At 68.6% G+C, this 13782-nt stretch carries 14 protein-coding genes, 1 tRNA gene and 1 pseudogene; 6 read left to right on the forward strand and 10 right to left on the reverse strand.

All coding sequences use genetic code 11. From position 1 onward, the window contains the following. Positions 1–13 precede the first annotated feature (13 nt). A complete protein-coding gene (locus ABZW96_RS17985) occupies positions 14–430 on the reverse strand; it encodes a hypothetical protein (RefSeq protein ID WP_355075889.1) in 417 nt (138 codons plus the stop codon). Between the two features lie 238 nt (positions 431–668). On the opposite strand from ABZW96_RS17985, the gene ABZW96_RS17990 reads away from it, so the two are divergent. Then, a complete protein-coding gene (locus ABZW96_RS17990; RefSeq protein ID WP_355075891.1) occupies positions 669–1346 on the forward strand; it encodes a DUF4389 domain-containing protein in 678 nt (225 codons plus the stop codon). Between the two features lie 25 nt (positions 1347–1371). Here the strand turns inward: ABZW96_RS17990 and ABZW96_RS17995 are convergent, their stop codons facing one another. From ABZW96_RS17995 to ABZW96_RS18005, 3 genes are read right to left on the reverse strand one after another with little or no spacing between them, the layout of a single operon-like run. Further along, the gene (locus ABZW96_RS17995) at positions 1372–2358 is read right to left on the reverse strand and encodes an ATP-binding cassette domain-containing protein (protein WP_355075893.1); all 987 of its coding nucleotides are present in this window, start codon (positions 2356–2358) and stop codon (positions 1372–1374) included. Beyond that, on the reverse strand, positions 2355–3182 hold the full coding sequence (locus ABZW96_RS18000) for an ABC-2 family transporter protein (RefSeq protein ID WP_355075895.1): 828 nt from the start codon (positions 3180–3182) through the stop codon (positions 2355–2357). Before ABZW96_RS18000 ends, ABZW96_RS17995 begins: the two co-directional genes overlap by 4 nt. Beyond that, positions 3175–3948: an ABC-2 family transporter protein gene (locus ABZW96_RS18005; RefSeq protein WP_355075897.1), complete on the reverse strand. Its 774-nt coding sequence runs from the start codon at positions 3946–3948 to the stop codon at positions 3175–3177. The genes ABZW96_RS18000 and ABZW96_RS18005 overlap by 8 nt, the downstream gene beginning before the upstream one ends. A 227-nt stretch (positions 3949–4175) precedes the next feature. Here ABZW96_RS18005 and ectB point away from each other — a divergent pair, with 227 nt between their 5' ends. After that, complete coding sequence (gene ectB, locus ABZW96_RS18010) at positions 4176–5432, forward strand: diaminobutyrate--2-oxoglutarate transaminase (protein WP_355075899.1); 1257 nt, start codon at positions 4176–4178, stop codon at positions 5430–5432. Positions 5433–5579: 147 nt separating this feature from the next. Then, complete coding sequence (locus ABZW96_RS18015) at positions 5580–5978, forward strand: group 1 truncated hemoglobin (RefSeq protein ID WP_355075990.1); 399 nt, start codon at positions 5580–5582, stop codon at positions 5976–5978. Positions 5979–6102: 124 nt separating this feature from the next. Here the strand turns inward: ABZW96_RS18015 and ABZW96_RS18020 are convergent, their stop codons facing one another. Continuing rightward, a complete protein-coding gene (locus tag ABZW96_RS18020) occupies positions 6103–6432 on the reverse strand; it encodes a helix-turn-helix domain-containing protein (protein WP_355075901.1) in 330 nt (109 codons plus the stop codon). Positions 6433–6518: 86 nt separating this feature from the next. On the opposite strand from ABZW96_RS18020, the gene ABZW96_RS18025 reads away from it, so the two are divergent. After that, positions 6519–7508, forward strand: a complete 990-nt coding sequence (locus ABZW96_RS18025; RefSeq protein WP_355075903.1) for a zinc-binding alcohol dehydrogenase family protein — start codon at positions 6519–6521, stop codon at positions 7506–7508. Between the two features lie 31 nt (positions 7509–7539). On the opposite strand, the gene ABZW96_RS18030 is transcribed toward ABZW96_RS18025, so the two are convergent. From ABZW96_RS18030 to ABZW96_RS18050, 5 genes and pseudogenes are all read right to left on the reverse strand, one after another. After that, on the reverse strand, positions 7540–7704 hold the full coding sequence (locus ABZW96_RS18030; RefSeq protein ID WP_355075998.1) for a hypothetical protein: 165 nt from the start codon (positions 7702–7704) through the stop codon (positions 7540–7542). Positions 7705–7720: 16 nt separating this feature from the next. Continuing rightward, positions 7721–8074: pseudogene (locus tag ABZW96_RS18035) on the reverse strand (carboxylesterase family protein); the annotation flags it as partial. Between the two features lie 3 nt (positions 8075–8077). Then, positions 8078–8950, reverse strand: a complete 873-nt coding sequence (locus ABZW96_RS18040) for a VOC family protein (RefSeq protein ID WP_355075905.1) — start codon at positions 8948–8950, stop codon at positions 8078–8080. Between the two features lie 160 nt (positions 8951–9110). After that, on the reverse strand, positions 9111–10082 hold the full coding sequence (locus ABZW96_RS18045; protein WP_355075907.1) for an Lrp/AsnC family transcriptional regulator: 972 nt from the start codon (positions 10080–10082) through the stop codon (positions 9111–9113). A gap of 285 nt (positions 10083–10367) precedes the next feature. Continuing rightward, positions 10368–10441: transfer RNA gene (locus ABZW96_RS18050), tRNA-Arg, on the reverse strand. Between the two features lie 199 nt (positions 10442–10640). On the opposite strand from ABZW96_RS18050, the gene ABZW96_RS18055 reads away from it, so the two are divergent. Continuing rightward, entirely contained in the window at positions 10641–12674 is a 2034-nt protein-coding gene (locus tag ABZW96_RS18055) for a cytochrome c oxidase assembly protein (RefSeq protein ID WP_355075909.1), read from the forward strand. Then, positions 12671–13639: a serine/threonine dehydratase gene (locus tag ABZW96_RS18060; RefSeq protein WP_355075911.1), complete on the forward strand. Its 969-nt coding sequence runs from the start codon at positions 12671–12673 to the stop codon at positions 13637–13639. Before ABZW96_RS18055 ends, ABZW96_RS18060 begins: the two co-directional genes overlap by 4 nt. Positions 13640–13782: the final 143 nt, after the last annotated feature.

The raw sequence follows: 13782 nt of genomic DNA on the forward strand, positions 1-13782 counted from the left end.
TGACGCTGACCGATCAGTTCCGATCGATGCCGAATCGAGTGAGTCTGTCTCTGCCCGGATACACCGGGAGGGTCGCGACCGGGGGTGCGCGCACGCCGCCCCCGAGCGCGGACCCAGGGGCCGCGAGCAGCACCGACACGGACGCGATCAACAGCAACAGCAGCAGCGAGACAGCGCGCGGCAGGGCGGCGAGCACACCATCGGCGGGCACATGCCGGTCCGGTTCGGCGGCGTGCTGATGCCGGTCGACGAGGATCGCCGGGGAGACGATAGAGGCCACGACGGGCCCGGACGCTTCGATGTGGGCGTGTGACGCGACAGCGTGGCCGAAGACATGGCACTGGGGCACCGCCATGGCGACCACCCAGACGGTGTACGTGAGAGCCACGATCATCCGGATCACCGGTAGCCGCAGCGCGCCGAACGTCACGCTGTCCGATGGTACAAGTTCGCCCGCGCGACGATCCGCGGGCGGGAACGACGATGCGGTCGCGGTGCGGGTGATATCGGCTGCGGCACAACGCCGGTCGTTTGCCGAAGACCGAATGCACCCCGATTCGTTGGCATGTCGGTATCAGATGGTGCCGTTCGCCGGCGGCCGAATACGCGACAATCAGGACACCTACTGGTTGTGGCATGGATCACAGCAACCGTAAGGAGCGTTGCTCATGGAACTCGAGAAGCCCGTCACGCCGCCCAGCCCGATTCGTGTTCGAGGCGATCTGGACTCCGCGCTGTCGCGGTGGCTGTGGCTGGTCAAGTGGCTACTGGCGATTCCGCACTACGTCGTGCTGTTCTTCCTACACATCGCGTACGCCGTGCTCACGGTGGTGGCCTTCTTCGCCATCCTGATCACCGGCAAGTACCCGCGGGGACTGTTCGACTTCAACGTGGGCGTCATGCGCTGGGGATGGCGGGTGACTTTCTACGCGCTCTCGGTACTGGGCACCGACAAGTACCCGCCGTTCAGCCTGCAACCGAACGCGGACTACCCGGCCGACCTGGAGATCGACTATCCGGAGACCTTGCACCGCGGCCTGGTGCTGGTGAAGTGGTGGCTGCTCGCCATTCCGCACTACCTGATCGTCGGCGCGGTGCTCAGCGGCGGCATCGCGATCGCGGGGAGCGACGGTGACGACTGGGGCGGCGGCTCGATCTCGTTGCTGAGCATCCTGCTGATCGTCGCGTTGATCGGGTTGCTGTTCACGGCGCGCTACCCGCAGGGCATCTACGACTTCGTGATGGGCGTCAATCGCTGGATCATCCGCGTGCAGGCCTATGCCGGTTTGATGCGGGACGAGTACCCGCCCTTCCGGCTCGACCAGGGCGCTCGCGAGCCCGACTGAACCGGTACCGAATCCGCCCGCCTGTTCAGCGGGCGGATTCGTATATCCGCCGGACGACGTCCTCGATCTCGGGCTCCTCGATCGACAGGTCCCGCACTTCGGCGCGCTCCGACACCGCGGCCAGCAATTGCGCGGCCGTGATCTGCTCGGGATCGAAGGCCAGCCGCTGCCGCATACCGTCGCCTTCGGTGCCGAGCAGCTGGGCGCAGCGTAGATCGTCGAGGTCGGGCGCCGGTTCGGCCAGGTCGACCACCAGTACCCGGCGCGCGCCGACGGTGGCCGCCAGGCCGGTCAGCGACCCGTCGTACACCAAGTGTCCGTGATCCACGACGAGCACACGCTCGCAAAGCCTTTCGATATCGCCCATATCGTGGGTGGTAAGCAGCAGGGTCGTACCGCGCTCGGCCCGCTCCGTGCGCAGGAACTCGCGCAGCCGTTGTTTGGACAGCACATCGAGGCCGATCGTGGGCTCGTCCAGGATGACCAACTCGGGCGAATGCAGCAGTGCCGCGGCAACTTCCGCGCGCATGCGCTGGCCCAGCGAGAGCTGGCGCACCGGTGTGTCGAGTGTGTCGGCCATTTCCAGCTGCTCGATCAGTTCGTGCGCGCGCTTGCGCGCGGCGCCCGGCTCCAACCGGTGGATCGCGGCGAGGATCGAGAACGACTCGCGCAGGGGCAGATCCCACCACAGTTGCGAGCGCTGGCCGAACACCACGCCGATCCGCCCGGCCAGTTCACGTCGCTGCCGCACGGGATCCAGCCCGCAGGTGCGCACGGTGCCCGCGGTGGGGACCAGGATGCCGGTGAGCATTTTGATCGTGGTGGACTTGCCCGCGCCGTTGGCGCCGATGTAGCCGACGGCGGCGCCCCGCTCGATCCGGACGGTCATCCCGTCGACGGCGGTGAGCGTCTCGCGGCGCCTGCGCCAGCGGCGGCCGTTTTTGCGATACAGGATGAACTGCCTGGTGAGGCTCTCCATGTCGATGATCGCCTCCGGGCTGCCCGTGCTCATCCGCCGCCTCCCTGGTAGTGCCGAGTGCCCGATCGCCACAAACCCAGCGCCAGCAGCCAGACCCACAGCGCCGCCGCCGGGGTGAGCCAGGCCAGCCAGGCGGGCAGCAGCGGAGGGCCGGGCAAGCCGAGCAGCGCGAGGGTGGGCAGATAGGCCGTGAACGAGACCGGAATCGCGAACCCGAACAGCAGCCGCATGGGAGTGGGGAACACCGACGCCGGTTGCGTCGCCGCGAACGAGCCGCCGTAAGTGAAACTGTTGGTGAGCTCGGAGCCGTCGATCAGATAGAACTGCAATCCGGCGGCGCAGACGAACACCCCGCCGAACAGTGCGATACCGCCGACCAGCGTGAGTGCGAGCAGCGCGGCCGTGGTCGAACTCCAGGCGATGTCGTTGCGTGCCGCACCGGTCACCAGCGCGACGATCGAGACCGAGGCGCGAGCGAACCGGCGCAGGGAGATGTCGCTGGTGATCAATTGCAGCAGCAGTGGTTGCGGCCGCAGGTGGTAGGCGTCGAGCTGGCCCATCCGGATCAGCACCGGCAGCGTGTCGAGGTGGCCGAAAAGCACCTGGGACAGCGCGAAACTCGTGTTGCTCAACCCGAACAGAAGCAGTGCGCCGTCCAGGTCGAGGCCGCCGAGGACGCGTGCGGTGCGGAAGATGAGCCACACCTCGGCCAATTCGACCAGGCCCACCAGAAATGCGCTCAGAAGCTCACTGGCGAACGACAACCGGTAGCTGCGCTGCGCCCGGATCCTGGAGCGCAACACGGCCACGTAGGGCGTCGACCACGACTCGGTGCGCGGGGCAACGATGTCACCCACCCTGCACCTCCAGCCTGCGTCGGCCCGCGACGAGCAGCACGCGTCCGGCGATCGCGGTGACCACCACCCAGAACACTTGGATCCCGACGACCGAGAGTGCTTCCGCGCCGGTGATCCGTCCCGAGAGCACGTCGATCGGAGACTGCAGAATCGACGGGAAAGGCGTGGCCGCCGCGATGGCGCCCAGCCACGATGGGAACATGTGCACCGGCACGAACAGTCCGGCCAGGAACGTGCCCGCGGCGTAGTACAGCACCCGGATGCCGCGGGTTTCCACGACCCAGAATCCGATCAGCACCACGAGGAACCGGCACAGGAACGAGATGACCACCGCCAGCAGGACACTCACCGCTCCGAGCAGGTAGGGACCGGGCGTGACCGGCATCGCCAGCCCGAAGGTGAGCGTGCCCACCAGCACGCTCGGCACTCCGCGCGGCAGGAAAGTGCACGCCGCGCGCCCGAGATCATCGGCGAGATAACCGCATTGGATGTCGACCGGGCGCAGGAAATCGATCGCGATGTCGCCGTTCTTCACCCGATCGTCCAGCGGTCCCAGCGGTCCCATGAACTGCACCGCGCCGAGCAGCCCCTGGGAGAGCCACACGTAGGCGCCGACGCTGCCCCGGTCGTACCCGCCGAAGTCGCCCGCGGCATCCACCGCCGCGGCGAGGACGGCCGCGCGGACGAACCCGAACACGCAGTTGGTGAACAGCCCCGCGAACATGGCCATTTTGTATTGCCACTGTCTGCGGAATCCGGCGCCCACGAGGGATGTGTAGAGGGCGACGGCGCTGCGAAATCGTTCTCTGACGGCACGCTGTCCGCCCCCCTCCGGTCTGCCGCGCACAAGGAGTTGACTCTACTGGCCGCGGCGCGGAGCGGGAAAGGCTTCGGCGCGTTTTGAAGAAAAGGCCACATCCGGGCTGCGTCGATGTTAGAAACACTCTCACTTCAGATTGTGGAGCGCTCGCGCATGATGAGTAAGGAACGCCGATGACCGTCGCCGAGATGACTGTTTTCGAGGCACTCGAATCGAACGTGCGCGGGTACTGTCGCTGCTGGCCCGCCGTCTTCGACACCGCCAGCGGAGCGTGGTTGCGCGACGAGAACGGCAAGGAGTACTTGGATTTCTTCGCGGGCGCGGGCTCGCTCAACTACGGCCACAACAACCCCGTACTCAAGCGGGCGCTGCTCGACTACATCGCCGGGGACGGCATCACCCACGGGCTGGACATGTCCACCGTCGCCAAGCGGCGGTTGCTGGAAGTGTTGCGCGACAACGTCCTCGCCTCGCGCGGGCTGGATTGGAAAGTCCAGTTCCCCGGGCCGACCGGAGCCAACGCGGTCGAGGCCGCGTTGAAGCTCGCGCGCAAGGTGACCGGGCGGCAGACCGTGCTGAGCTTCACCAACGCTTTCCACGGGATGTCGCTGGGCGCGCTGGCGGTGACCGGGAACGCCGCGAAGCGGTCGGGTGCAGGGGTGCCGCTCGGGCACGCGATGCCGATGCCATACGACGGGTATCTCGGTGTCGCCGACGATCTGCTGTGGATGCGTAAGGCGCTGGATGATCCGTCATCGGGGTTGGACAAGCCTGCGGCGGTGATCGTGGAGACGGTGCAGGGCGAAGGCGGCATCAATGTGGCCCGGGCGGAGTGGTTGCGTGGACTGGCCGAATTGTGTTCGGCCCGTGGCATTCTGTTGATCGTCGACGACGTGCAGATGGGTTGCGGCCGTACCGGGCCGTTCTTCTCTTTCGAGGTCGCCGAGATCAGGCCCGATATCGTGACGTTGTCGAAGTCGATCGGCGGCTACGGTCTGCCGATGGCGTTGGTGTTGTTCCGGCCGGAGCTCGATCAGTGGGCGCCCGGTGAGCACAATGGCACCTTCCGGGGCAACAACGCGGCGTTCGTGACGGGGCGTGTCGCGCTCGAGCACTATTGGTCGGATTCCGCACTGGAACTCGCGACCGTCGCCAAGGGGGAGCGGATCGCGCGAGCCCTGGGCGAATTCGTCTCGACCTTCCCCGGAGTCTCGACGCGGGGGCGGGGTTTGGTGCACGGCGTCGCGTTCGAGGACACGTCTCTCGCGGAAAAGGTCGGCCGGGCCGCTTTCGATCGTGGCTTGCTCGTGGAGACGTCCGGTTCGATGGACGAGGTGATCAAATTGATGCCGCCCCTGACGATCGCCGACGACGAGATCGACCACGGCATCCGGCTATTGGCGGCAGCGATGGAAGCGGTGTGCGGATGAAGGCTTTCCGTACGTGTTGCGAAACTATCTCAGCGATGCCCGCGTGGCGGTGAGGAGCGAGTAATCGCGCTGCGACGAAGGCAAAAGAGTCGCGACACTGTACTAATCCGGACGCAACAGTCCGGTGGTGTCCTGGTAGCCATGCGAATGCCCTCCTGGCTCGGGAAGAGCAAGACAACCAGCAGCATCTACGACCAGATCGGCGGTCACGCGGCACTCGAGGTCGTCGTGGAAGATTTCTATACCCGCGTGCTCGCCGACGGTGAGCTGGCCGGATTCTTCACCGGCACGAACATGTCGCGCTTGAAGGGAAAACAGGTCGAGTTCTTCGCCGCGGCCCTCGGCGGTCCCATCCCGTACACCGGTGCTCCGATGAAGCAGGTACACCAGGGCCGGGGTATCACCATGCAGCACTTCGGCTTGGTGGCGGGGCATCTGGAGGCGTCGCTCACCGCGGCGGGCGTGCCCGCCGATCTGGTCGCCCAGATCCTGGGCGCCATCGCCCCGCTGGCCGACGACATCGCCTCGTCGACCGCGACGATCTAGCCGCCGGGTCCGGTGGCGTGCCCGCTTCCGGTGGCGGGCAGGCGGGCTCGGCGACTGCGGTCCGCGCCCTACGCCGTAGTCGCCGCACTTTTCGGGTCCTGGCGGTTGCGCACCACGGTGTGATTCACGCGCGTTCGAAGGCGTCGACTATGTGGCCGACGAGGCCGGGGAACCGGGCCTCGATATCGTTGCGGCGCAGTGATGTCCAGCGCTTGGTGCCTTCGTCTCGCTGGTGGATCAGGCCGGCTTCGCGTAGGACACGGAAGTGATGGCTGAGCGTCGACGGCGCGACATCCACGGGAAAGGTGCCGCAAACCCGCTCCGGCCCGGTCCACAGCGTCCGCACGATCGACATTCTGGTCCGGTCGGACAGCGCGTGCAGGATGTCGAGGAGGTCCAGCTCGGCGACGTCGGGGTGCCGCGGTGGGGCCGTGTTCCGTTGCGATCGGGCCATGTACGCACTCCTTCCCCCTTGGTGAAACCAGGCTACCGTGCTTATTCTATGTTCGACGAACATCGAACATCGAATAAGGGGTCCTCATGCGGGCAGTGCAGCTGACCGGTCCGGCGCCGGATGCCACCACGACGCGGGTCGTCACGACCGACGAGCCGCGCCCGGGTCCGGGCGAGCTGGCGATCGAGGTCGCCTACGCAGGTATCAACTTCATGGATGTCATGGCGCGACGCGGCGACGCGGGATATGCCTCCGGCTGGCCGTACACGCCCGGGTTGGAGGTGGCGGGCCGGGTGCGCGCGCTCGGCGCGGGGGTCGACCGTTTCGCCGTCGGAGACCGCGTCGCCGCGTTGACCCGCGCGGGCGGGCTGGCCGAGGTCGCACTCGCTTCCGCCGACGTGGTCACCGCGGTACCTGCCGCCGTACCGCTACCGGTCGCGGCCGCCGCGCCGCTCGTGCTGTCGACCGCCACGTTGTTGCTGCGCGATGCCGCCCGGCTGCGGCCCGGCGACTCGGTGCTCATGCACTCGGCCAGCGGGGGAGTCGGCCACGCGGTCGCGCGACTGGCGGCCGCCGAGGGCGCGGGCCCGCGGTTGGGCACGGTGGGCAGGCCGGACAAGATCGCGGACGGGCTCGCGGCGGGGTGGGATGTCGTCACCGCGCGCGGCGAGGATGTCGTCGCCGCGGTGCGGGCCGCGGCCCCGGGCGGGGTGGACGTCATCCTCGATCCGACCGGTACCGCGAATCTCGAGCTCGACCTGGAACTGGCCGCGCCCGGTGCGCGAATCGTGCTGTTCGGCAACGCGACCGGTGGCACGCCCACGCCGTTGCCGCCGTTGGCCCGGCTCATCGGCGGCAACGTCGCCCTGATCGGGTTCAGCATCAGCCGGCTGCGGGACACGGTGCCGCACAGAGTCGCCGCGGCCCTCGCCGACGGTCTGGCCAAGGTCGGTGACGGCGGACTGGAACTGCCGGTGACGGTGGTCGACTCGCTGGACCGGGTCGCTGAAATACACGATCTGCTTGCCACTGGACGAGGTTCCGGCAAGTACGTCGTCGCGATCGGCGGCGAGTGAGGCTTCGGTGATCTCGGCTCGAGACACGGACCTAGACGAAGTGCTCGATGTGCGGGAACCCGGCCCAGCCGGGATCACCGGTGTGCACGAACGCAGCGCAGGCCTGCTGCACTTTCATGGTCAGTCGCCGCAGGTCGGCCGGGTCCGCGCCGGCCAGCATCGGCGCCGTGCGCCAGGCCTCGAGACGGCCGAACACTCCGCCCACGCTCGGCCAACAGGGAGCCGTCGTACCAGGCTTCGGCGCCCGAACCGCTGGAGAACCCGCCGCCGTGCAGCCAGACCAGCACCGGCAGCCCGGTGCCGCCCGGTGTCCATACGTTCAGCGACAGGCAGTCCTCGCTTCTGTCGAGAGCACTGCCCGGCCCCATCACCCGTTCCAGCCGCGAGCGTGGCTGTGGAGACGCCGGACCCGGCCGCCGAGCATCGCGTATCCCGGTCCAGGCGGCAGCGGGCCCTGGCGCGGCGAACCGCGCGGCCCGGCCGAACGGGATGCCGCGAAACGCGGTCACCGACCCGCTGCTGACACCGCGCAATGCCCCGGCGGGCGCGTGTACCAGTTCGTTCATCGCTCATGCCGCCAGGAAGGCGACCGCCCCGCCGCGGGCCTCGGCAGCCCCGACAAAGAATCCCCCGGGCAGCTCGCGCACGGTGAAACCGTTGCCAACCACCAGTTTCCGCGCGGCGTCGAGATCGGCGACGGCGACGGCCTGGCCCGCGAGGTAGGGCAGTGCGGGCACCGGCTCCCCGGGCAGGACCGCCTCGAAGTCGGAGACCGCGACGATCTCCATCCGGCCCACTGTCAGCGGCAGGACCGTCAGCGGCGGCTCGGTCAGCGGCCGGACGTCGAGGATGCGGGCGTAGCGGTCGACGGTCGCCGCCAGTTCCGTGTCGTCCACGACGAGCAGCACGCTGTGCAAGTGGGTGGCGCCGTTGGCGTGGTCCAGGTAGCGGGACTGATGGATCAGTTCGGGCGTCAGATGCCGGGCGATGTGGATCAGCCCCTCGGGGGTCAGCGCGCGGTCGAGGTGCACCGCCTCGAACCGCGCGGTCGCCGGGCCGTCGGGGGTGTCCACGTCGCGTTGCAGCGGCAGCACCCCGGACGACGACAGATCGGCCGCGCGCAGCCGGCGCTCGACCGCTTCGGCGTCCGCGCAGCCGAACGAGCAGCCGTGCAGACCCTCGTATTGTGCGATCAGGGGCCGGATCTGCCACGGATCGACCGAACCGTCCCCGAACAGCCCGAGCAGTTCCAGGTAGGTCGAGCCGAACAGCGCGCACCGGTTGCCCGCACCCATCGGTTTGCGCTCACCACCGGGCCGATCCGAGCCCATGTGCATGGACAGCGGCGTGAGGGTGAAGCCGAGCGCCTCGTATGTTCCGGCGGTGGCATCCATGTCGGTGGTGTAGAGGACGGAGTGGTCGATGCGATCGATGTCGGTCATGCCCAAAGGCTGGGCCGCCGTGGGGCACCTGTTCCAGTCACCGCCCGTTGATTGCGGGATTTCGACATATTGCCGTCTGCAATGGTGGAATCGCTCACCCGGCCACGCAACGGCTCCCGCCCGGACTGAGCACCGAATAGGGCGGAAGTATGTGTCGCGCTCAGCGGCGTGTTCGGGTGAGGGCTGCGCCGACTCGCTTGCTGTTACGGATGACCGGAGCGCTCTCCACGCCGCGGATGCCCGGTAGGTTGCCGATGCCCTGTTCGAGAAAGTCGTAGAGGGCGTCCACATCGCGGCAGGCCGCGAACAGCAGCAGGTTGGTGGGGCCGGTGGTGGCGGCGGCGAAGGCGACGTCGGGATGCGCGGCGATCGCCTCGGCGGCCTGCCGCACCCGTGCCGGGTCGACGGTCAGCCACAGGATCGCCAGCGTCTCGAATCCCAGCAGTACCGGATCGATATCCACGTCGAAGAACAACGCACCGCACTCGCGTAACTGGGCCAGGCGGCGTTTGGCCGTCATCTCGGACCACCCGGTCGCCCGGGCGATGTCGGAGTAACCGACGCGACCGTCCTGCGCGAGGATGGCGAACAATTCCTCGTCGCCCTCCGCAGGCGCTGTCGACGCCTGTTGAGACGGGGCCAGCGCGGCGATCTGCTCGGCGGTGAGCGAGTCGGCCCGGCCGTGCCAGCCGGCCGGACCGCCCGCGAAGACGCGCAGCAGGCAGTGCGCGGTGACGCCGGTGACCCGCGGCGTCTTCGGCAACTGCCCGAGCAGCAGGGCATCGCTCTCTCGGGAACTGCGGGTGCGGGTGACGCAGACGATCTGCGTGCCGCCAGAGGTGAGGCAGACCCACGAGGTATCCGGCCGCCGGGCCAGCGCATCGGCGACAGCCACCGCCGCGTCGGGGGTCACCTGGACCCGGACGAACCACTCCACCCACCCCAGTCGCCGGGCGTTCGGCAGGCCGACCACCCGCAGTTGCCCGGTGGCGCGCAGCCTGCGATACCGCCGTGCGACCGTCTGATCGGACACGCCGAGCACCGCTGCGATGCGGCTGAACGGCGCGCGCCCGTCGATGTGCAGCGCGTGCACGATCGCGCGATCGATGTGGTCCAGGACCGGAGAACTCACCGGCGACAGCGTACTGCGGCCCTCCGCGACCGAATCCTCATCATGGGCGTGCTCACCCACGGCGATCTTCCGGGCCACCTTCGGCGTGCCGCCGTACTTTCTGGCCGGCTGCTCCGAAGCGGTGCCGCAACTCGGTCGCGAAGTCGTCGGCGAACTCGGCCGGATCGTCGAAATTACGCTCCGGATAGGGAAGCCGACCGGGCAATGTTCTTTGGTGTTTGAGCGACGCGCTCGGTGGGTACTACCCCTGTGACCCGTTGTATGTACAGGTCACAGGGGTTGTTGCGCCCCCGGCAGGAATCGAACCTGCGACCTAGGGATTAGAAGGCCCTTGCTCTATCCAACTGAGCTACGGAGGCAGCGGGTTCTACGATGGCCGACATTGGCCGTGCTGTCCAGCGAGTCGATTATAGCGAGCGTCCAGGTGGCCGGATTCTTAGCGTTAGCAACGTTTCAGCCATCCCGAACAGTAGGTGACGCGCCGTGGTGATCGGGGCCAAGGATATCGGTACAAACCCGACCGGGCCACGGAATACTCGCCGAACTACGCTCAGTCGTATGTCCTCCGCCCCCACCTCGTCCGCCGCTCCCCGAGTCGAGGCCGCTCGGTCGGGGGCGACGTTCGGCACGATCACCGCGCTGGCCGGCGCCACCGCGGCCGTGGTCGCGGCGCTGGTGGTGGGGTTGTCGGCGGCGCAGGCACTGAGCCTGCTCGGCATCCCCGACCCGGGTGCGGCGACCACCTACGGACTGCCCGCGGTCCGGGCGCTCGCCGACCTGTCGGCCGCGCTGACAGTCGGCTCGCTGTTGTTCGCGGCCTTCCTGGTGCCGCCGCAGTCGAACGGGCTGCTGGACGTCGGCGGGTATCGCGCGGTGCGCAGGGCGTCGAATTTCGCGGTGGTCTGGGCGTGTTGCGCGGCGCTGCTGGTGCCGCTGACGGTTTCGGACACCACCGGACGGCCGGTGGGGGAAGTTCTGCGCCCGCAGGAACTGTGGCAGGCGATCGATCGAATCGAGTTGGCCGGAGCTTGGCGGACGACCGTCGTTTTCGCCCTGATCGTCGCCGTGGGCTGCCGCCTCGCATTGCGCTGGGGCTGGACTCCGGTCCTGCTCGGGGCCGCGATCGCCACCATGATGCCGCTGGCGTTGACCGGCCATTCCTCCTCGGGCGGGTCGCACGACGTGGCGACCAACAGCCTGATCCTGCATCTGATCTCGTCCGCCGTCTGGGTCGGCGGCCTGTTCGCGGTGCTCGCGCACGCCCTGCGCGGCGGTGCGTACACCGACGTCGCGGCCCGGCGTTTCTCGTCGACCGCCACGGTCGCCTTCGCCGTGATCGCGGTCAGCGGCGTGATCAACTCCTGGGTCCGCGTGCCGCTGGACGAACTGCTCTCCAGCACCTACGGCAGGCTGGTGCTGGCCAAGGCCGCCGCGCTGGCGGTGCTCGGTGTGTTCGGTTACGTGCAGCGCCGCGCCTCGTTGCCCGCCCTGGCGGCCGATCCCGGCGACCGGTTGGCCCTGGTGCGGTACGCGGGCGTCGAAGTATTGATCTTCGCCGCGACCATCGGCCTCGCGGTCGGGCTCGGCCGTACGCCGCCGCCACCGCCGGATTCCGTTCCGACGCCGGTCGAAGTGGAGCTGGGCTACAACCTGGCCGGGCCGCCCAGCTTCGCTCGCCTGGCGTTCGACTGGCGGTTCGATCTGATCTTCGGAACGCTGTCCATCGTGCTCGCGGTGCTGTACCTGCTCGGCGTGCGGCGGCTGCGAGCGCGGGGTGACGCGTGGCCGGCCGGGCGGACGTTCGCCTGGCTGTCCGGTTGTGTGGTGCTGCTCGTCGCCACCTCCTCCGGCGTCGGCCGGTACTCACCCGCGATGTTCAGCGTGCATATGGGAGCCCATATGGCGCTGTCCATGCTCGCGCCGATCCTGTTGGCGCTCGGTGGCGCGGTGACGCTGGCGCTGCGCGCGCTGCCGCCGGCCGGCCGCGGTGGCGTGCCGGGTCCGCGGGAATGGCTACTGGCCGCGGTGCACAACCCGGTCTCGCGTTTCCTTACTCACCCGATCGTGGCGTCGGCGATCTTCGTCGGCGGCTTCTACGCGCTGTACCTGGGCGGTATCTTCGACGGCTACGCCGACTCGCACGCGGCGCACCTGCTGATGAACGTGCACTTCCTGCTCAGCGGTTACCTGTTCTACTGGGTGGTGATCGGCATCGATCCCAAGCCGAGGCAGGTGGAGCCGTTGACCAAGCTCGCCATGGTGTTCGGCTCGCTGCCGTTCCACGCGTTCTTCGGCATCGCGCTGATGAGCATGACCACGGTGCTCGGCGGCTGGTTCTACCACGGCCTCGGTCTCGGCTGGAACGGCGATCTGCTCGGCGACCAGCGCACCGGCGGCAGCCTCGCGTGGGCGAGCGGTGAGGTCCCCCTGGTGGTGGTGATGCTGGCGTTGCTGATCCAATGGTCGCGCAGCGATCAGCGACTCGCGCAGCGCACCGATCGAGCCGCCGAACGCGACAACGACGCCGCACTCGCCGCACACAACGCGATGTTCGCCGAACTGGCCAAGCGAGATGGAGAAGTGCGTAAGTGAGTGAACGCGCCACCACGGTCTCCCCACACAGACCGGCCGGGCGGGTGGAACGGTCGGACGTGCGATCCGCACGCAAGCGGCTGGCGGGGCAGATCCGTAAGACGCCGGTCTTCCACACCTCCATCGCGAGCCCGTCCGGTCCCGTCCCGGTGACGATCAAGCTCGAGCACCTCCAGCACGGCGGGACGTTCAAAGTACGCGGCAGCCTCAACGCGCTGCTCGAGTCGGGCGCCGGGGTCGATCAGGTGGTGATCGCCTCCGGCGGCAACGCGGGTATCGCGGCGGCGCTGGCCGCGGCGCGGCTCGGAAAATCCTGCACCGTCGTCGTCCCGGAGACGGCGCCGCACACCAAGGTCGCCGCGATGTGGTCGCACGGCGCGGAGGTGCTATGGCACGGCACCTGCTACGCCGAGGCCTTGCAGCACGCGACCGAGCTGGCCACCGAACGGGGCGCGCTGCTGCTGCACGGCTACGACCTGCCCGCGGTGGTCGCGGGCATCGGTGTGGTGGGGCTGGAACTCGAGGAGCAGGTACGTGGTCGGCCGCCGGTGCTGGCCGCGGTGGGCGGTGGCGGACTGGTCGCGGGCATCGCGGCCGCGGTCGGGCGGCGTCAGCGGGTGATCGGGGTGGAACCCGACGGCGCCGCGATCCTGCGCGCGGCGTTGGCGGCCGAGCGTCCGGTGGACATTGTCGGGTCCGGGATCACCGTCGACTCGCTGGGGCCGACCCGGATCGGTGACATCGCACTCGACGTCGCCCGCCGCCACGGCGTGCGCTCGGTGCTGGTCAGCGACGACGCGATCAGCGCGGCGCGGGAATATCTGTGGCGCGAATTCCGCATCCTGGTGGAAGTGTCCGGCGCCACGGCGCTGGCCGCAGTGCACAGCGGCGTCTACGTTCCCGCGCCGGACGAGCGACCGGTCGTGGTCCTCTGCGGCGCCAATACCGACGTGGCGGTGTTCTGACCACGCGGGCGTGAAAGCTCGATCTTCACATTTCGGGAAGTTGTGCACATTCCCGGATCGGATCGCTCGGGTCCGCGAAGTCGGCGCACGCTGGAAGTGCCTCCTGGAGGGGGAGGACATTCCGGGCGGTTCCGGATCCGAAT

It is taken from the genome of Nocardia sp. NPDC004168, from assembly GCF_040610355.1.
GTDB lineage: Bacteria > Actinomycetota > Actinomycetes > Mycobacteriales > Mycobacteriaceae > Nocardia > Nocardia sichangensis.